Raw genomic sequence first — 17677 nt, forward strand, 5'->3', positions numbered from 1 at the left:
TTATCCGCCTCTCGTACACATGAGCCGATCGGCCTACTTTTGAGCGGACGTTGGAGGCGGGGGACCGTCGGGAGCGGGAGGCCGGGGGCGGGAGGCCGGGGGCGGGTGCGGATCCCGGGCCGGGATGCGCGACCATGGGGAGGTGGCGAACGACGTGGCGACCGATACGACCGAGACGGCGACCGACGCGCCGGACGACGCGGCGAGCGCGCGGCCGGACCGGCGGCGGCGCCTGGAGTCCGTGCGGAACATGGTGCTGTCCATGGCCGCGCTCTGCGCCGCCGTGCTCGCCCTGTTCGTCCTCAACCCCGACGAGGAGCCGGACGACACGGTCCAGACCATGGAGTACGACGTGGCGTCGGTCACGGCGGCCCGCGCCGCGCCCTACGACCTGCTGTCCCCGGAGGGTCTGTCCGACCGCTGGCGGGCCACCTCCGTCCGGTACGACCCGCGGGGCGCGTTCGGCGCGACTTGGCGGCTCGGCTTCCTGGACCCCGGCGACGAGTACGCCGCGCTCACCCAGGCCGACGGCGACCCCGCACGGTTCATCACCGAGGTGACGCGCGGCGCGGAGGACACCGGCGCCACCGAGCGCGTGGACGGCCGCGACTGGGCGCGCTACGAGGGCTCCAAGTACGACGCCTTGGTGCTGACGGAGCCGGACGTGACGACCGTGGTCATGGGCACGGCGCCCTGGGACCGGCTCGCGCACCTGGCCGGCGCGCTGGAGGTCAGGGCCGACCGCCCCTGACCCTTCGTCGTCCGCCCGCGCCGCGCCCACCGGCCCGGCTCACAGGACGCTGACGGCCTCGTCGAAGTCCAGGCGCGGCAGGCGCGGGTTGTACGCGGTGTCGCCGGGCCTGCCGATGTTCACCACGACGAGCGCCCTCTGCCGGCCGTCCCCGAAGAACTCCTTGTCGACGGCCCCGGCGTCGAACCCGGACATCGGGCCCGCGGCGAGTCCGGCGGCGCGGACGCCCAGCACGAAGTACCCGATCTGAAGTCCGGTGCTCAGCAGCCCGGCCCGCTCCCGCCCCTCGGGGTCGGCGTAGGCCAGGTCCTTCAGGTCCGGGACCACGGGGAAGAGCTTCGGCAGCTTCTCGTGGAAGCGCAGGTCGAGCGAGAGGATCGCGGTCAGCGGGGCGGCGGCGGTCTGCGCCCGGTTCCCCTCGGAGAGAAGGGGGAGCAGCCGCGCCTTCGCCTCGGCGCTGCGGAGCAGGGTCACGCGCAGCGGCGACGAGTTGTGCGCGGTGGGCGCGAGCTTGATCAGGTCGTAGATCGCGCGCACCTGCTCGTCCGTGACGGGCTCGTCGGTGAACGCCCGGGCCGTGTGGGCCTGGTGGAAGAGAAGGTCCTGGGCGGCGGCGTCGAGTGCGAGCGGCATGGTGCTGCTGCCTTCCTTGAGGAGACGGAGCGCTCGACAAGGCGGAGCGCGAGGGAGCGGAACGCTGGCGGTTGAAAAATCAACCTCCGGGCCGTCCCAACTTCTCCGCCCCCGGGGCTATTCCCGCCCCAGCTCCGCTTCTTCCTCCGCCGCGTCCGCTGCACCCGCCGCACCCGCTCCGTCCGCCGCGGGCGCGGCCGATTCGCCCGCCGTCAGCGCCGCGTCCAGCCGGGCCCGGGCGCCGTCCAGCCACTGACCGCAGATCCGTGCCAGCTCCTCCCCGCGCTCCCACAGCGCCAGCGACTCCTCCAGCGTCGCCCCGCCGGCCTCCAGCCTCCGCACCACGTCGATCAGCTCGTCCCTGGCCTGCTCATAGCTGAGCGCGGTGCCCGCGTCCGCTTCCGTCATGGCCGCCACCCTATGCCCGCCCCCCGGGCCGCTCGCCGACCGTCACTCCGAACGCACCGTCCGCGACCCGGGCCCGCAGCGGCTCACCCTCCGTCACCTCGTCGGCCGCGCGCACCGCCGAGCCGTCCGCCCGCTGCAGCACCGCGTACCCGCGCCGCAGCGTCGCCGCCGGGGACAGCGCGATCACCCGCGCCCGGGTGTGCTCCAGGTCCGCGCCCGCACGGTCCAGCAGATGCCCCAGCGTGCGCCGGGAGCGCCCGAGCAGCGCCGCGATCTCCTCCGCGCGTCCATCCATCATCCGGTGCGGATCGGCCAGCACCGGCCGGCTCCGGGCCGCCGCCAGCCCCCGCTCCTCACGGTCGAGCCGGGACTCCAGCACCCAGCGCGCCCGGTCCCGCAGCTGCCGCACCCGGGCCAGCTCCTCGCCCACGTCCGGCACGACGCGCTTGGCCGCGTCCGTCGGCGTCGAGGCGCGCAGGTCGGCGACCAGGTCGAGCAGCGGCGCGTCCGGCTCGTGCCCGATGGCCGAGACCACCGGCGTGCCGCAGTCCGCGACCGCGCGCACCAGCCGCTCGTCGGAGAACGGCAACAGATCCTCCACGCTGCCGCCGCCCCTGGCCACCACGATCACGTCCACTTCGGGATCCGCGTCCAGCTCCCGGACCGCCTCGATCACCTGCGGGACGGCGTGCACCCCCTGGACCGCCACGTTCCGCACCGCGAAGCGGACCGCGGGCCAGCGCAGCCGGGCGTTCTCCAGCACGTCCCGCTCGGCCGCCGAGGCCCGGCCCGTCACCAGGCCCACACAGCCGGGCAGGAACGGCAGCCGCCGCTTGCGCCCCGCGGCGAACAGCCCCTCCGCCGCCAGCGCGCGCTTCAGCCGCTCCAGCCGCAGCAGCAGCTCGCCCATCCCCACCGCGCGGATCTCCGTCGCCCGCAGCGACAGCTCGCCGCGCGGCGCGTACCACTCCGGCTTGGCGAGGACCACGACCCGGGCGCCCTCCGCTATCACGTCGGCCACCTTGTCGAAGACCCCGCGATAGCACGTCACCCGCACCGAGATGTCGTGCGAGGGGTCGCGCAGGGTCAGGAACACCACCCCGAGCCCCGGGCGGCGCGAGAGCTGGGTGATCTGGCCCTCCACCCACACCGCGCCGAGCCGGTCGATCCATCCCCCGATGAGCCGGGACACCTCGCCGACCGGGATCGGCGCCTCCGACGACGTCTGCACAGCCATGCCGCAACGCTATCCCCGGGCACTGACAACGCCCGCGCGGTGGGGGCGCCCCCGGCCGCCCCCGTACCATGGGGCGCATGGCTGAAGACTCCGAGCGCCGCCGCGTCCTGCTCGCCGCCCCTCGCGGCTACTGCGCGGGCGTCGACCGCGCCGTCGTCGCCGTCGAACAGGCCCTGGAGCAGTACGGCCCGCCGATCTACGTGCGCCACGAGATCGTGCACAACAAGTACGTGGTGGGCTCGCTGGAGAAGAAGGGCGCGATCTTCGTCGACGAGACGGCCGAGGTGCCCGAGGGCGAGATCGTCATCTTCTCCGCGCACGGCGTCTCCCCCGAGGTCCACCGCGAGGCCGAGCGCGGCCGGCTGGCCACCATCGACGCCACCTGCCCGCTGGTCACCAAGGTGCACAAGGAGGCCGTCCGCTTCGCCGAGGCCGACTACGACATCCTGCTCATCGGCCACGAGGGCCACGAGGAGGTCATCGGCACCAGCGGCGAGGCCCCGGACCACATCACCTTGGTCGACGGCCCGGACGACGTGGCGAACGTCGAGGTCCGCGACCCGGAGAAGGTGGTCTGGCTCTCCCAGACGACCCTCTCGGTGGACGAGACCATGGAGACCGTCGAGGGCCTCAAGCGGCGTTTCCCGCTGCTGATCAGCCCGCCCAGCGACGACATCTGCTACGCCACGCAGAACCGGCAGACCGCGATCAAGCAGGTCGCCGCCGACGCGGACCTGGTGCTCGTGGTCGGCTCGAAGAACTCGTCGAACTCCGCCCGGATGGTGGAGGTCGCCCTCGGGGCCGGCGCGGGCGCGGCGTATCTGGTGGACAACGCGGACGAGATCGAGGAGAAGTGGCTGGACGGCGTGAGCGCCGTCGGGCTCTCCTCGGGCGCCTCGGTCCCCGAGGTGCTGGTGGACGGCGTGCTGGCGTGGCTGGCCGAGCGCGGCTTCGGCGAGGTGGAGGTCGTCCAGCCGATGCGGGAGCACATCCAGTTCTCGCTGCCCAAGGAGCTGCGCCGGGACCTGCGGGCCGAGGCCGCCGCGAAGGCGCGCGGCTAGCCGGCCGTCCCCGGCCGCGCCCGTCGGCGGGCGCGGCGCCGGCGGAGCAGGACGCGCAGCAGGGCGAGGCCCTTGCGCAGCAGCACGATCACGACCGCCGCCAGGGTCCCGGCGAACAGGGCGGGGGCGCGCAGGGCCAGTTCGGTCATGACGCCCATCGGCCCGGCCGTGGTGACCAGGCCGGCGGCGAACGCGATCGGCGCCACGATCGGGGCGCAGACGAGGTCGGCGTGCCGGACCCACAGCGCCGCGCCGACCGAGGTCAGGACCGAGAGTGCCCCGTAGAGCGCGGGCACCCCGCCGAGCAGGTCGCAGCACCAGGCGGCGGCCACCATGCTCACCGTGGCCAGCACACCGCAGCCGAGGCCGGTCAGTCGCGGGCGGGGCGGCCCGCTCCGGCCCCGGGCCCCAGGCCCGGTCCCCGGGCGGCGGCCCGGGTGCCGCCGCGCCGCCGCCCCGCCGGGAGACGGCCGGGGCACCCTCGTCCGCACCACGGCGGGCGGACGCCGTGTGTGATGAGTCGTGTGCGTAGTGTGTTCCACGTCACCAAGGTAAGCGGCGCCCGGTGGCGGAAAGGGTGATGGACACGCTTGCGGGCTGTATGACTGTCCGTCCGGACCGGCGGGGGCGGGTGGCGGCGCCCGTAGACTGGTGCACCGGCCTTGTCCCGTTTCCACGCTCAGGGAAGTCTCACGTGTCGCTCACGATCGGAATCGTCGGCCTGCCGAATGTCGGCAAGTCGACTTTGTTCAACGCCCTGACCAAGAACGACGTGCTGGCGGCCAACTATCCGTTCGCCACCATCGAGCCCAACATCGGTGTCGTCGGCGTCCCCGACGCGCGCCTGGCGCGGCTGGCCGGGGTCTTCTCCTCGCAGCGGATCCTCCCGGCCACGGTCGACTTCGTGGACATCGCGGGCATCGTGCGGGGCGCGAGCGAGGGCGAGGGCCTGGGGAACAAGTTCCTGGCCAACATCCGCGAGTCGGACGCCATCTGCCAGGTCATCCGGGCCTTCCAGGACGAGAACGTCGTGCACGTGGACGGCAAGGTCTCGCCCAAGAGCGACATCGAGACCATCGACACCGAGCTGATGCTCGCCGACCTGCAGACCATCGAGAAGGTGCTGCCCCGGCTCCAGAAGGAGGCCCGGATCAAGAAGGACAGGCAGCCGGTGGTCATGGCCGTCGAGGAGGCCAAGGCCATCCTGGAGGAGGGCCGCACGCTGTTCTCCGCCGGCATCGCCCAGGGCGGCGAGCGGGCCGAGCCGCTGCGCGAGCTGCACCTGCTGACCGTCAAGCCGTTCCTCTATGTGTTCAACGTGGACGAGGACGAGCTGACGGACGAGGCGTTCAAGGCGGAGCAGCGCGCCCTCGTCGCCCCGGCCGAGGCCATCTTCCTCAACGCCAAGCTGGAGGCCGACCTCGCCGAGCTGGACGAGGACGAGGCGCTGGAGCTGCTCCAGACCGTCGGCCAGAACGAGCCGGGCCTGGCCACCCTCGCCCGCGTCGGCTTCGACACCCTGGGCCTGCAGACCTACCTGACGGCGGGTCCGAAGGAGGCCCGCGCCTGGACGATCAAGAAGGGCGCCACGGCCCCCGAGGCGGCCGGGGTGATCCACACCGACTTCCAGAAGGGCTTCATCAAGGCCGAGGTGATCTCCTTCGAGGACCTGATGGAGGCCGGTTCGGTCACCGAGGCCCGCGCCCGCGGCAAGGCGCGGATGGAGGGCAAGGACTACGTGATGCGCGACGGCGACGTGGTGGAGTTCCGCTTCAACGTTTAGTGGCCCTCATGGCACGGAATCGCTGATTTGGCGAACGTGCAGGTCAGACGGGTCGACCCCGCATTCGTTCCGTGCTGGATCGGTGCTGGATTTTTTCTGACGCATCGTCACCTGTTTTCACCCCTGGTCAGCCACACCGCGCTGGATCGGTGCTGGATGACTGGCGCAAGGGCCGCGCTGGGCTGGCTCTTGTCGTCCGGGCTTCCCAGCGCCCTCCGCGACTCTCGTGACACCCCAGCGAAGGGAATCCAGCCCACCATGCCCCTGCGTCGTGACCTGTTCATCCACGTTCCCCAGCCCGGCAAGGGCAAGGAAGCGGTCGAGCACCTCGGAGAGTGGCTCCGCCAACTCGACGGGCAGCCCGGCGGCCTGGGCGGCTCGGTTCTCTCGGAGTGTGCGGGCGAACTCCTGCCGGGCACCGTTGTTCTCCGCTTGGAGTTCGAGTCCACCGAGGCCGCCCGTGCCCGGTGGCCCAAGATCGAGAACACGGTGAATCCGGTGTACCCGGATGACAAGGCGGACACCTCACCCGACCAGGGCGGCGCGTTCTTCGACGGTACGAAGGATGCCGTCGAGGAGGGCGGCACGCTGGGCTTGCGGTTCACACGGGGCAACGGCCTGCTCGCCCGCATGCTGCACGTACATGCCTCCGTGGTGGACGAGTTCATCACCGCCTGACACGAACGACGACGGCGTCCTCATCGGGCCGAGGGGACCGCGTCGCCGGACTCGGTCCGGTTGTCGGCCCAGGAGCACGGGTTCGACCACAGGGGGGACGCCGCCGAACTGGCGCGGCGCTGCCCGGAGCACCTCGGCTGTCCCGGCGACCGAGCCGCCACCTGTCCGCACGCCGGCTACCCGCGGCCCGGACTTGCCGTCGGTCATCGCGGATGGTGAGACCTGCGCGGCAGCGCGGTGCCGGCTCTCCGGCGCCCCGGGTCTTCGCCCTGGCCGGCCGAGAGGCCGACGTGGCCTGATGTCCAGGGCGGGACGGTTCCGGGCCTTCTGCCCTACTGGTCAACTGCTCGACAGGGCGGAGTACGATTCGTGCATGTCACTTGCGGATGACATCGAGATCATCGGTACCAGCACGGCCCAGCAGGTGGCCGATGGGCTGATGCGGATGATCCTTGAGGGAAAACTCCACCCGGGAGAGCGGCTTCGGGAAAGTGCGCTGGCGTCCTCGCTGGGGCTGTCCCGAAACACAGTCCGGGAGGCCGTGCGGCTGCTGCAGAGCGGCGGCCTGGTCCGTTACCACTTCAACCGCGGCCTGGTCATCTGGGACCCCACGGACGCGGACATCGTGGACGTCTACCGCGCCCGCCTCCACTTCGAGGTGGCCGCGGCGACCTCGGTGACGCCGGAGACCGATCTTGAGGCCGTTCGCCGCGCGCTGGAGGAGTTCAAGCGTGCCCTCGTGACCCACGATCCCCGCACGATCGTGGAAAAGGACCTCGCTGTGCACCAGGCGGTGGTCCGTCTGCTCGGGAGCGAGCGCATCGACGGCTACTACGCGCAGCTCATGAACGAGTTGCGGTACTTCCTGCTCGTGCTTTCGTTCGACCACCGGGAGTACGAGAACACCGACGAGCTGAAGTCGGAGCATGACCGTATCTACGACGCTCTCGTCTCCCGGGACCACGAACGGGCGCGCACCGTGATCACTGAGATCACCACCCGGAACCGCGACGCCGTTCGTGAGGTAGTCGCCAGGCGGGTGGCCGGACGCTGAGCGTTCGGCCACCCGCCTGGCGACTTCAGCGCAGCACCTGCTTCATGACCGCCTCCAGTGCTTCCAGGAGTCGGTCGGCGTCCGCCCGGGAGAACACCAGCGGAGGGCGGAGCTTGAGGACGCTGCCTCGCGGGCCGGACGCAGAGATGAGCACCCGCCGCTCACGCAGGCCGTTGACGATGCCCAGCGCGGCTGCCCCGTCGGGGGTGTTGCGCGCCGGATCGGACACCAGCTCGACGCCGATGAACAGGCCGGCGCCCCGGACCTCCGCGACCTGGGGGTAGGGGGCGGTCACGCGGGTGAGCTCGGCGAGCAGATAGTCGCCCACCTCGCGGGCGTTATCGCCGAGCCGTTCGTCCCGGATGACGTCGAGCACGGCCTGAGCCGCCGCGATGGCGACCGAGTTGCCGCCGAAGGTGTTGAAGTAGCGGATGTCGCGGCCGAACGCCTCGATCAGCTCGGGCCGGAAGACGGCCGCTGCCACCGGGATGCCGTTGCCCATGGGCTTGCCGGTCGTCATTATGTCCGGAATGATGCCGTGGCGCTGGAATCCCCACCATGCCTCTCCGGTCCGGTGGAAGCCTGCTTGGACCTCATCGGCGATGTAGAGCCCGCCGGCCGCGCGCACCTCCTCCAGGATCGGCTGGAGGAATCCCCGCGGGTGGGAGTAGACGCCGTCGGAGGAGAAGATCGAGTCCGCGATGAACGCCGCGAGGCCGACCCCGTGGCGCCGAAGGTCGTCGATCGCCGCGCGTACCTGCTCCCGCAGGTACGCGCCAAGTCCGGCCCCGGAGCCGTGCCGAAGGCTGTCGGGCGGCCTGATCGTCCTGACGTCGGCACCCACCGGCACGCCGGTGCCCAGCGACGGTGAGAACGAGGCGACCTCCGCCGTCAGACCGTGGTAGGCGTTCGACGTGACGATCACGCCCCGGTTGCCCGTGTAGTGGCGCGCGACCCGTGTGGCGAGGTCGTTCGCCTCGGAGCCGGTGCACGTGTACATCACGTGTCCGAGTTCCCCGGGGAGGGTGCCGAGCAGATCCTCGGAGTAGGTGAGGATCGATTCCTGGATGTAGCGCGTGTTCGTGTTGAGGGTCGACATCTGCTGGTGTACGGCGTCGACGACGCGCGGGTGGCAGTGCCCGACACTGGCCACATTGTTGTAGGCGTCGAGATAGTCCTGCCCCGCCTCGTCGAAGAGCAGCGTGCCCGCGCCGCGGACGGTCTCGACGGGGGACCGGTAGAAGAGCCGGTACCCCGGACCGAGGAGCTGGTCGCGTCGGCTGATCTGCCGCTGGGCACGCGCCGGCAGGGAAGGGAGGAGGGAAGCGTCGAACGCGTTGACCATGGGTTGTGCAGGCTGCATTGCGGGGGACCCGGCCATGGGAGAACCTTTCTGTTTGAGTGGCATCAGGGAACTCTCAGCGCGCAGAGGGCGGCGCGGACCTCGTCGGCCGGAACCGACAGGGCGCGTCGCAGGCGCTGCCAGTCCCCTTGGGAATGCGAGTGCAGGTAGTCCCGCCGTTCCGGGTGGCGGGCCGCCCGCCACTCCGTGATCAGCGCACGCAGCAGGAGTCGGGCGGGGACGGCCGTCGCCAGCAGGGGGAGTTCCGACGCCTCGATCGGCCTGACACTGCGGTAGCCGGTCAGGAAGTCCATCGCCTGGGCCCAGGGAGCCTCCGCGTCCGCTCCGAGCTGATTGGCCATGCCGACACTCACCTCGAAGATGACGGGCGACCGGAGGGTGTCGCCGAAGTCGAGGACACCCACCACGTAGTGTGATGCGCGCGGATCGACGAGCACGTTGAACGGACTGAAGTCGCCGTGGATGGCCTGGGTTTCGAGGGCTGCCAGTCGCGGCACGATCTCGCGGTCGAACCGGGCGAAGAGGTCCGCGCCGAGTGACCGGTTCGCCTCGTCGCCGACGTAGTCGGCCAGGGCACGCATGCGATGGAACAGTTTCAGGTCCCACATGAGCAGACGGTCCTCGGCCCCGTGGCGGAAATCGCGGAGCGCGATGTCCAGCGTGCCGAGAGCGGCGCCGACCGAGCGCAGTTGGCCGGCTGTCGGCGACTGGCTGCTCAGCGGGTCGCCCGGCAGGTACTCCATGACGCGCAGGACGCGCCGCTGTGGGCAGCCAGGGATCTCGATGACGGTCTCCACCTGGTCGGCCACTCCCGTGACCAGCCGCTGGACACGGAGCTGCGGGGCCGACCGCGCGACGAAGGCCATCGCCTCCGACTGGAGGTTGACCGCCGCCCGGTCCTCGTCCGGCGGAGAGATCTTGATCAGGAACTCGTCCCGACCGGTGCCGAGGTGGAACGTCTCGTCCTTCTCGGTGGGAATCCTGCGGAGCGATCCGTGGAGACCGTAGTGCAACGACAGGAGGCTGTGCACGAACTCCTCTCCCACGGCGGGGCCGGGGGCACGGATGCCGGTCGCCGCAGCCGCCCGCGCGAGGAAGTCGCGGTCGTCCGCCCGCGTCACGGCCGGCGGTCCGCGCCGGACCGGGCGTCGCCGGAAAGGGCCGACCACGTCATGGGGAATCCTCTCGCTCAGCGAATATACAGTTCTACTGTAGAACAGTAGTGCAGGCTGGCGTGTGGCGCCCGCAACGAAACGGCAGCGGAACATGCCGGGGTGGCCGCGGTCCTGGAAGATTCGGGCTCAGGGCCCAGGGCTCAGGGCTCAGTGGTCGGAGGCGGTCGGGGGGCGTGGGGCGGAGTGGCCGGTGTGGTGGGAATCGGTGCCGCCCATCATTTGCGGCGGGCGATGCGCCCGGCGCGTGTGAAGGTGTCCGCCACGGCGTTGGTCGAACCCGGCGGGTGCGGTAACGGGCGGCCTGACCTGATGTGTTGGAGCCGTCACGGTGCTGGATCCGTGCTGGATGGCATGGCCGACAGGACAGTTTCGGCATGCCGCGTCCTGCCGACGACTACTCCGGGGCACGCATCGCGGACTTCCGAAAGCCGCGCCAGCTCACCCAGGCCGGCCTTGCCCAGCGCGCGTTCCCTTCGCCCGGCACCATCGCCAAGGTGGAAGCCGGGCTCACCCCGGGCCACGCCAACCATCGTGCCGCGCGGGTTGCCCAGGCCCACCGCCGCGCTCGACGCACGGAGGTCATCATGGCCGCTGCCGCGGTCGCCACGGATGGGACGCGTGTCGACACGGGTGTCATCGAGCGCCTGGCCGAGGCCCTTCCCGGGTACGAACCGCCGCCCCCCGCCGCCTCGTCGCAGCACTGGCCCGCACAACCGCCGCTGCCCGCCCGCTCGGGGAGAATCCCCTGAGCGCATGAGTTCCCCGCCGGCCCCGAGGGCTAGTGGGAGGCCGGGTTCAGGAACCGGGCCGGCGGGGCATCCTTGGCTCTCCCCCCGGCTGATGACCGGGAGGGCCAGAAGAGCGATCCGCGAGGAAGTGCGGCGGATCGCGGGCCTCGGTCGTCCGGCGGGGCGGCCAGGGCCCCCATCGCCGGTGACCTATCGGCCTGACGGCCGGGTTCATGGCGGGCGTGTGGCTGTCCGACCCGCTCAACCATCGAGGTGCGGAACGTGAACGGCAGGCTTTCCGACGATCTGTCGCTGAAGCGGTTCATGAAGGAGGACGCCGGCCTCCACCTGCTCGCGGCTGGCGGCCGGGAGGACGCCGACGATCTGCGCGAGCGCCTGCGCGGGCTCGGCGCTCCCGTGGACCTCCGGCCTGACTTCCCCTACCGGGGCAGCTCACCGTCGGGTGCCGCGGCTGTCGTGCTCCGGGCATGGGCGCGGGTTCACAGGCCCCGCCCGATCGACGCCGGGACCCGAGCGGATCGACGTGCCGCCCGATCGCGAGAGGCCCAGACGCTTCAGACGGTGGAGGTGGCCGTCGTCGCCCGCTCGCGGTAGATGTCGGGCTCCAGGTAGATCACCCGGGCGATGGGCTCCGCCGCGCGGACCCGGGTCTCGGCGTCGTCGATCGCCTGGGCGATCGTGGCCGCGTCGTCCCCGTGCCGGACCGCGATCTTGGCGGCGACCAGCAGCTCTTCCGGGCCGAGGTGCAGCGTCCGCATGTGGATGATCCGGGTGACCGCTTCACCGTCGACGATCGCCTCGCGGATCCGGGCGACCGACTCCTTGCTGCCGGCCTCGCCGAGCAGCAGCGACTTGGTCTCGGCCGCCAGCACCAGGGCGATCACCACCAGCAGCACCCCGATGCACAGGGTCCCGACGCCGTCCCACACGCCGTCGCCGGTGGCCAGCGCGAGGCTGACGCCGCCCAGGGCCAGCACCAGGCCGACGAGCGCGCCGAGGTCCTCCAGCAGCACCACGGGCAGCTCGGGGGCCTTGGCGGTTCGCACGAACTGGAGCCAGGACTGCCCGCCGCGCAGCTCGTTCGACTCCCTGATGGCGGTGCGGAAGGAGAACGCCTCGGCGATGATCGCGAAGATGAGGACGCCGACCGGCCAGTACCAGTGCTCCAGCTCGTGCGGGTGGCGGATCTTCTCCACGCCTTCGTACAGGGCGAAGACGCCGCCGACCGTGAAGAGCACGATGGAGACGAGGAAGGCGTAGATGTAGCGCTCCCGGCCGTAGCCGAAGGGGTGCTCCTCGTTCGCGGCGCGCTGGGCCCGTTTGCCGCCGAGCAGGAGCAGCGCCTGGTTCCCGGAGTCGGCCACGGAGTGCACGCCCTCGGCGAGCATGGACGACGAGCCGCTGAACGCCGCCGCCGTGAACTTGCTCACCGCGATGGCGAGGTTGGCGCACAACGCCGCCACGATCGCCTTGGTTCCGCCTGACGCGCTCATGATCGTTCGAGGTCCTTCCGTCGCATTGTCGGCCGCTGTGGCGGCACATTGTGTCAGGCCGTGGCCCGAGTGCGCGCTTTCCCCGACAGCCCGAAAACGGTCATCACTTCGGGTGAAACTCTGGCCGTTCCTTGCGATTGGCAACCCTCTGTCGTCAAGCTGTTGCCGATTGTCAACACGCGCCGCACCCCGGGCCACCGGGGACCACCCGAGGGAGGGGCCCGTGCCGTTCGGTGAGCAGCCCGCGTATCTGAGAGTGGCGGAAGACCTTCGACAGCAGATCTCCGACGGCAGCCTGCCGCCGCACACCAGGCTCCCCTCGCAGGCCACCATCCGCGCCCGGTACGGCGTCTCCGACACGGTGGCCCTGGAGGCGCGCAAGGTGCTGATGGCCGAGGGGCTGGTCGAGGGCAGATCCGGCTCGGGGACGTATGTCCGCGAGCGGCCCGTGCAGCGGGCCATCTCCCGCAGCGGCTATCGGACGCTGGGGGAGTGCTCGCCCTTCCGGCAGGAGCAGGCCGACGAGCGCGTGCGGGGGACGTGGGAGGGGCACAGCGAGCGGCTGACGGCGGCCGGGGCCGTCGCGGAGCGGCTGCGGATCGAGCCGGGGGAGCCGGTGATGTGCACGCACTATGTGTTCCGCGTCGTCGGCGAGCCCGCGATGCTCTCCACCTCCTGGGAGCCGCTGCGGCTGACCGGGCGCACGCCCGTGATGCTGCCCGAGCACGGTCCGCTGGCCGGGCGCGGGGTGGTGGAGCGGATGGCGGCCATCGATATCGTGGTGGACAACATGACGGAGGACGTCAGCGCGCGCCCCGCGCTGGCGGCGGAGGCCCGGGTGCTGGGCGGGCTGGCGGGCCATCCGGTGCTGGTCGTCACCCGCACGTTCCGCGCGGGGGGCGTCCCGGTGGAGACCGCCGACGTGGTGGTCCCGGCCGACCGCTTCCGCCTCGCTTATCACCTGCCGGTGCGCTGAGGGCGCCCGCCCCCCGGGGGCGTTCCCGCGCAAGGCGCGACGGGGCGGACGGCACCGAAGTGACGGCGCTGGGCGGTGTCCCGCTCTCGCCGCCCGAGGGCCGCTCAGGGCGGCTCGCCGGGGAGGTCGAGCTCGAACCAGACCGTTTTGTCCACCGCGCCGCGCCGCGTGCCCCAGCCGCGGGACTCCCGGGCCACCAGGGCCAGGCTCCGGCCGCCGTCGTCGTCGGGGGCGGCCGTCGGCCCACGCGAGACGTTGACCGGGTCGGTCACTTCGATCAGCAGCGAGCCGCCGTACGCCATCCGCACCCTGACCGGGTCGGGAGCGTGCCGTCCGGCGCTGGTGACGAGCTCGCCGACCAGCAGCCGGGCCGTCTCGGTGAGCGCGTCCAGGCCCCACCCGCGCAGGGTCTCGGCCACGGCGCGGCGGGCGCGGTGGACCATCTCGCGCTCGGCCGGGAAGGTCCAGGAAGCCACCCGTTGTCCGGGCGGTCGGCCCAGGCGGGCGGCGAGCAGGGCGATGTCGTCGGAGGCGCCCTCCGCGGCGTGCGGGCGCAGCGCGCCGATGACGCCGTCGCACACGTCCTCCATCGGAGTGCCGGGGCCGGTGGTGCGCGCCAGCAGCTCGCACAGCCGGTCGATGCCCACGGTCAGGTCCTCGTCGCGGTTCTCGACCAGCCCGTCGGTGTAGAGCACGAGCAGGGCGCCCTCGGGGACCTCGATCCGCCGCTCGTCGAAGGAGGTGCCCTCCAGGCCCAGCGGCGTGGCCGGGGGCAGCTCCAGCGCGGTGGCCGTCCAGCCGCCGGTCACCGGGTCCGGGCCGACCAGCACCGGTGGCAGGTGCCCGGCGGTGGCCAGGGCGCAGATCCCGGTGGCCGGGTCGTAGGCGGCGTAGACACAGGTGGCCAGCAGCGGGTCGTCCGGGTGCTGGGCGATGTCCGCGCCGAGGTCGTTGAGCCGGCGCAGCACCTCGGCGGGGGCGAGTTCGAGCCCGGCCAGGGTGCGCGCGGCGGTGCGCAGGCGGCCCATGATCGCCGCCGCCCGCAGGCCGTGCCCGGTGGCGTCGCCCACCACGAACGCGACCCGGCCGCCGGCCAGCGGGATGACGTCGAACCAGTCCCCGCCGATCTCGGTCCCCGTGGCGCCGGGCAGATAGCGGTGGCCGACCTCCACCCCGGCGACGGCGGGCAGCGCGCGGGGGAGCAGGCTGCGCTGGAGCATCAGCGCGGCCTCCCGCTCCCGGACGTACAGCCGCGCGTTGTCCAGGGCGATCGCGGCGCGGTTGGCCAGCTCCATGGCCAGGGCCAGGTCGTCGCGGTCGAACGCGGCCCGCTTCCCGGCACGGCTGACGGTCAGCAGCCCGAGGACCGTGCCCCGGGCGCGCAGCGGCAGCGTCAGCAGACAGTGGATGCCGAGATCGCGGGCGGCGGCGACCCTGGGATCGCCCGGGCCGACACCGGCGGCCACCGCCTCCGGCGTCTCGGCCAGATGCGGTACGCCGGTGGTCAGCACCGTCTCGAAGACGGTCCCGGGCTGGGAGCCGATGTCGCGGTCCGGCCGCAGGATCGTCGCGACGGCCGGGCCGTGCTCCTTCGCCGCGGTGCCGAGCTGGATCAGCGTCGCGTCGGCCAGCTCCCCGATGGGCCGCGGCTCCTCGCCGCGCACGACCGACTTCAGGATCTCGACGCTCGCGTAGTCGCCGAACCGGTGGATCAGGGCGCGGCAGAGCGTCTCGGCGATCGGCCGCATGTCCAGCAGGTCGCCCAGGGCGGTGCCCACGTCGTCCAGCAGGGCCAGCCGCTGCCGGGCGTGCTCGACCCGGCTCATGGCCTCCAGGCGCTCGGTGATGTCCAGCACGACACAGCTCACGCCGATGGCGTGCCCGAAGCGGTCGGTCAGTCGGCCGAACGACATGGACTGGGCGCCGCGGCCGTCCGGCGAGGAGGTGACCAGGTCGGTCACGGAGCGGCCCGAGCGGAGCACCGTCCGCTGGAGCCGGTGGATCTCCTGTGCCATCGGCGATGGCAGTACGTCGAGGACGGTCCTGCCGAGGACCGACTCGGCGGGCGTGCCGTGCAGCCGGGAGAGAGCGTCGTTGACCCGGGTGTAGCGCTGCTCGGCGTCGAAGAGGGCGACGCCGAGCGGCGAGGCCGTGAACAGGGCGTCCACGGCGGCGAGATCTTGTTCGACGGCCGCCATCCGGCTGGTTTCCACCAGATTGGCCAGAATGAACCGGCTGTCCTCCGCGCCCGTCAGTCGTGCGGCGCGGCACGCCAGCTCGACCGGGTGTCCGTCCCGGTGGCGCAGTGACAGCGTGCCGCGCCAGTGCCGTTCTCCGGGGGCCGGTTCGAAGGCCCAGGCGCGGCCATCGGGGGTGAAGTCGGTCAGGGGGCGGCCCACCGCGCGGTCGTCGGGCCAGCCGAGGATCTCCTCGGCCATCGGACTCCACAGGGCGATGTCGCCGTCCACGGTCAGCAGAACGGTGCCGACGCGCAAAACGTCGAGAAGGGAGCGTCGGACAGGGTGGTGGTCGGAGGCGTCTTCCCCGCCTCGCGGCCCGGAAGGATCTGTGCGCAAGCTGTACGCCCCCGTCGGGTGTCCTCACCGGGTCGGTCCGGCGAAGCAGGGCTGAATGTCCCTTATACCCGATTGTGCCCGCTGTCAGGAGTGAGCGCGGCTGCCCAGGTCGACGCGCTCCACGAGATAGTGCGCCCCGTCGTCGACGGGATCGGCGGCGTCGCTCAGACGCAGGCGCTGGATGAGGCGCTGGGCCTCCGCGCGCGTGGCGCAATGTCCTATGCGATAGCGGCTGCCGTTCGCGTCCTCGCGGACCACCTGCCAGGGCTGCAGGGTGCTGCTGTTCATTCATCACCCCCCTTCTGCATATGCCAGACCATACGCCAACGCCTCACCCATCGCGCAGGGTTCAGGCCACCGAACCGGCGTCGCGCACCGCCGCCGCGCGTGCCTGACGGGCCAGCGCGTCCGCCCGCCAGGCGAACGGCAGCGCTGCCGTCGTGTCGTGCGGCGCGGTGGCGAGGGCGCGGTCGCGCTGGTGTTCCGCCTCGGCCAGCCGGCCGCGGGCCGCGCTGCCCACCATGCCCCGATGGGTCGTCACGTAGTCCCGGGTCGCGGACAGCGTGCTGTCCGCGGTCAGCACGGCGTGGTCCAGGAGCACGCGGGCCCGCCGGTTCCCTGCCTCGCGGTCCCGGTCCGGGGCCAGCGCCCGCACCAGCGGGGTGCCCGTGTCGGCGAGGCGGCGCAGCGCCGCGAACGGGTCGTCCTCGCGCAGCGCTCCGGCCAGCCCCGCCTGCGCGCGGGTCACGGGGTCCCGCAGGGCGGGCACCGCGGGCGCCTCGGCGAGGTCGTGCTCGGCCGCCCGCACGGCCTCCGCCCGCGCGTTCTCCGCCGCCGCAAGCTCGCGCCCCCGGCGGAGCACGCCGTCCGCCAGCGTCTCCGCCTGGCCGATGGCCCGTTCGGCCGCCCGGACCGCGTCGGCGGCGGACCGTTCGTCGTCCTCGGCCAGCGCCCGTTCCGCCCGGCGCAGCCGGCCTTCGGCGGCGGACAGCCGTTCCCCGGCCGCGGCGGGGTGGCCGCGCACCGGCGTGAGCGCCGTCTCCGGATACCGCGCCGCCAGCTCGTGCCACCGGGCCCGCGCCGCGTCGATCCGCTCCGGCAGGGCGCGGGCACGGCGGCGGGCGTTCTCCAGCGCCTCGGCCGCCCGGCCGGGCAGCCCACGGGCCTGACCGAACGAGCCGGCGACCGAGTCGAGCCGCGCGCGAGCGTGGGCGCAGCGGCCGATGATCTCGTGCAGCCGCCGGTGCCGCTCGGTCTCGTCGCGCCGCACCGCGGGGTCGTCCAGCCGGTGGCGCAGCCGGAGCGTTTCGCCGGCTTCCGCCCCGGCGTCCGCGACGGCGGCGCGGAAGGGGCGCGTGGCCTCCTCCCCGGCCTGCTCGGCGGCGAAGTCCAGCTCCTCGATCCGGGCGAGCACCGCGTCGTCGAGCCGGATCAGCAGGCCGCGGGCCTCGGCGTCGAGCTCTTCGACGGGCGGCTCCCCGGCCCACGCCCCGGCCTCGGACGGCGGGGCGGTCGCCTGTCCCCGCCACCGGAGCGGCACGCTCCGGTAGGCGCCGCGCCCGCCCGACCGGCGGGCGTGGTAAAGGACCACCAGGACGACGGCCATCAGCAGCGCGAGCGGCAGCACGAGGACGACCGCGTCCGGTTCCCGAGCCGTGTTCATGGGTCCGCCCTTCGCCGGAGGGAGAACGATTCTCCTTCCGACGGTAGGCGAGCTCCTCGGGGCCCGCGACTCGCGGC

The 17677-nt window shown here is 72.6% G+C and carries 18 protein-coding genes; 8 read left to right on the top strand and 10 right to left on the bottom strand.

What is annotated here, in order from left to right:
* Positions 1-142 precede the first annotated feature (142 nt).
* Positions 143-751, top strand: a complete 609-nt coding sequence (locus OIE51_RS18240) for a DUF4245 domain-containing protein (RefSeq protein WP_326598789.1) — start codon at positions 143-145, stop codon at positions 749-751.
* A 39-nt stretch (positions 752-790) separates the two neighbouring features.
* Here OIE51_RS18240 and OIE51_RS18245 read toward each other — a convergent pair whose 3' ends face one another.
* The 3 genes from OIE51_RS18245 to xseA all read right to left on the bottom strand — a co-directional run bounded on the left by OIE51_RS18245 (position 791) and on the right by xseA (position 3029).
* A complete protein-coding gene (locus OIE51_RS18245) occupies positions 791-1384 on the bottom strand; it encodes a malonic semialdehyde reductase (protein ID WP_326598791.1) in 594 nt (197 codons plus the stop codon).
* A 117-nt stretch (positions 1385-1501) separates the two neighbouring features.
* On the bottom strand, positions 1502-1792 hold the full coding sequence (locus OIE51_RS18250; protein WP_326598792.1) for an exodeoxyribonuclease VII small subunit: 291 nt from the start codon (positions 1790-1792) through the stop codon (positions 1502-1504).
* 10 nt (positions 1793-1802) lie between these two features.
* Entirely contained in the window at positions 1803-3029 is a 1227-nt protein-coding gene (xseA, locus tag OIE51_RS18255; protein WP_326598793.1) for an exodeoxyribonuclease VII large subunit, read from the bottom strand.
* A gap of 77 nt (positions 3030-3106) precedes the next feature.
* On the opposite strand from xseA, the gene OIE51_RS18260 reads away from it, so the two are divergent.
* On the top strand, positions 3107-4090 hold the full coding sequence (locus OIE51_RS18260) for a 4-hydroxy-3-methylbut-2-enyl diphosphate reductase (protein WP_326598795.1): 984 nt from the start codon (positions 3107-3109) through the stop codon (positions 4088-4090).
* Here OIE51_RS18260 and OIE51_RS18265 read toward each other — a convergent pair.
* The gene (locus tag OIE51_RS18265; protein ID WP_326598796.1) at positions 4087-4767 is read right to left on the bottom strand and encodes a DUF6542 domain-containing protein; all 681 of its coding nucleotides are present in this window, start codon (positions 4765-4767) and stop codon (positions 4087-4089) included. The two genes, OIE51_RS18260 and OIE51_RS18265, sit on opposite strands and share 4 nt — an antisense overlap.
* Before the next feature lie 17 nt (positions 4768-4784).
* On the opposite strand from OIE51_RS18265, the gene ychF reads away from it, so the two are divergent.
* From ychF to OIE51_RS18280, 3 genes are all read left to right on the top strand, one after another.
* Positions 4785-5873, top strand: coding sequence for a redox-regulated ATPase YchF (gene ychF, locus OIE51_RS18270; RefSeq protein WP_326598797.1), 1089 nt, complete (start codon positions 4785-4787; stop codon positions 5871-5873).
* A 258-nt stretch (positions 5874-6131) separates the two neighbouring features.
* On the top strand, positions 6132-6551 hold the full coding sequence (locus OIE51_RS18275) for a hypothetical protein (protein ID WP_326598799.1): 420 nt from the start codon (positions 6132-6134) through the stop codon (positions 6549-6551).
* A 373-nt stretch (positions 6552-6924) separates the two neighbouring features.
* Complete coding sequence (locus OIE51_RS18280; RefSeq protein ID WP_326598800.1) at positions 6925-7605, top strand: GntR family transcriptional regulator; 681 nt, start codon at positions 6925-6927, stop codon at positions 7603-7605.
* Positions 7606-7630: 25 nt separating this feature from the next.
* Here OIE51_RS18280 and OIE51_RS18285 read toward each other — a convergent pair whose 3' ends face one another.
* Together OIE51_RS18285 and OIE51_RS18290 are read right to left on the bottom strand one after the other, a co-directional pair.
* The gene (locus OIE51_RS18285; protein WP_326598801.1) at positions 7631-8968 is read right to left on the bottom strand and encodes an aspartate aminotransferase family protein; all 1338 of its coding nucleotides are present in this window, start codon (positions 8966-8968) and stop codon (positions 7631-7633) included.
* A 44-nt stretch (positions 8969-9012) separates the two neighbouring features.
* Positions 9013-10089 carry a phosphotransferase gene (locus OIE51_RS18290; protein ID WP_326598802.1) on the bottom strand — a complete coding sequence of 359 codons (1077 nt, stop codon included), beginning with the start codon at positions 10087-10089 and terminating at the stop codon, positions 9013-9015.
* Between the two features lie 428 nt (positions 10090-10517).
* Here OIE51_RS18290 and OIE51_RS18295 point away from each other — a divergent pair, with 428 nt between their 5' ends.
* Both OIE51_RS18295 and OIE51_RS18300 read left to right on the top strand, forming a co-directional pair.
* Complete coding sequence (locus OIE51_RS18295) at positions 10518-10892, top strand: helix-turn-helix domain-containing protein (RefSeq protein WP_326598803.1); 375 nt, start codon at positions 10518-10520, stop codon at positions 10890-10892.
* Between the two features lie 261 nt (positions 10893-11153).
* Positions 11154-11486, top strand: a complete 333-nt coding sequence (locus tag OIE51_RS18300) for a hypothetical protein (RefSeq protein WP_326598804.1) — start codon at positions 11154-11156, stop codon at positions 11484-11486.
* On the opposite strand, the gene OIE51_RS18305 is transcribed toward OIE51_RS18300, so the two are convergent.
* The gene (locus OIE51_RS18305; protein ID WP_326598805.1) at positions 11447-12385 is read right to left on the bottom strand and encodes a cation diffusion facilitator family transporter; all 939 of its coding nucleotides are present in this window, start codon (positions 12383-12385) and stop codon (positions 11447-11449) included. The two genes, OIE51_RS18300 and OIE51_RS18305, sit on opposite strands and share 40 nt — an antisense overlap.
* Positions 12386-12608: 223 nt before the next feature.
* On the opposite strand from OIE51_RS18305, the gene OIE51_RS18310 reads away from it, so the two are divergent.
* Positions 12609-13361, top strand: coding sequence for a GntR family transcriptional regulator (locus OIE51_RS18310; protein WP_326598806.1), 753 nt, complete (start codon positions 12609-12611; stop codon positions 13359-13361).
* A gap of 104 nt (positions 13362-13465) precedes the next feature.
* Here OIE51_RS18310 and OIE51_RS18315 read toward each other — a convergent pair whose 3' ends face one another.
* The 3 genes from OIE51_RS18315 to OIE51_RS18325 all read right to left on the bottom strand — a co-directional run bounded on the left by OIE51_RS18315 (position 13466) and on the right by OIE51_RS18325 (position 17600).
* A complete protein-coding gene (locus OIE51_RS18315) occupies positions 13466-15856 on the bottom strand; it encodes a SpoIIE family protein phosphatase (RefSeq protein WP_442811958.1) in 2391 nt (796 codons plus the stop codon).
* A gap of 165 nt (positions 15857-16021) precedes the next feature.
* Positions 16022-16225, bottom strand: a complete 204-nt coding sequence (locus tag OIE51_RS18320; RefSeq protein ID WP_326598808.1) for an SPOR domain-containing protein — start codon at positions 16223-16225, stop codon at positions 16022-16024.
* A 61-nt stretch (positions 16226-16286) separates the two neighbouring features.
* On the bottom strand, positions 16287-17600 hold the full coding sequence (locus OIE51_RS18325; protein ID WP_326598809.1) for a hypothetical protein: 1314 nt from the start codon (positions 17598-17600) through the stop codon (positions 16287-16289).
* Positions 17601-17677 lie beyond the last annotated feature (77 nt).

It is taken from the genome of Streptomyces sp. NBC_01803, from assembly GCF_035917415.1.
GTDB lineage: Bacteria > Actinomycetota > Actinomycetes > Streptomycetales > Streptomycetaceae > Streptomyces.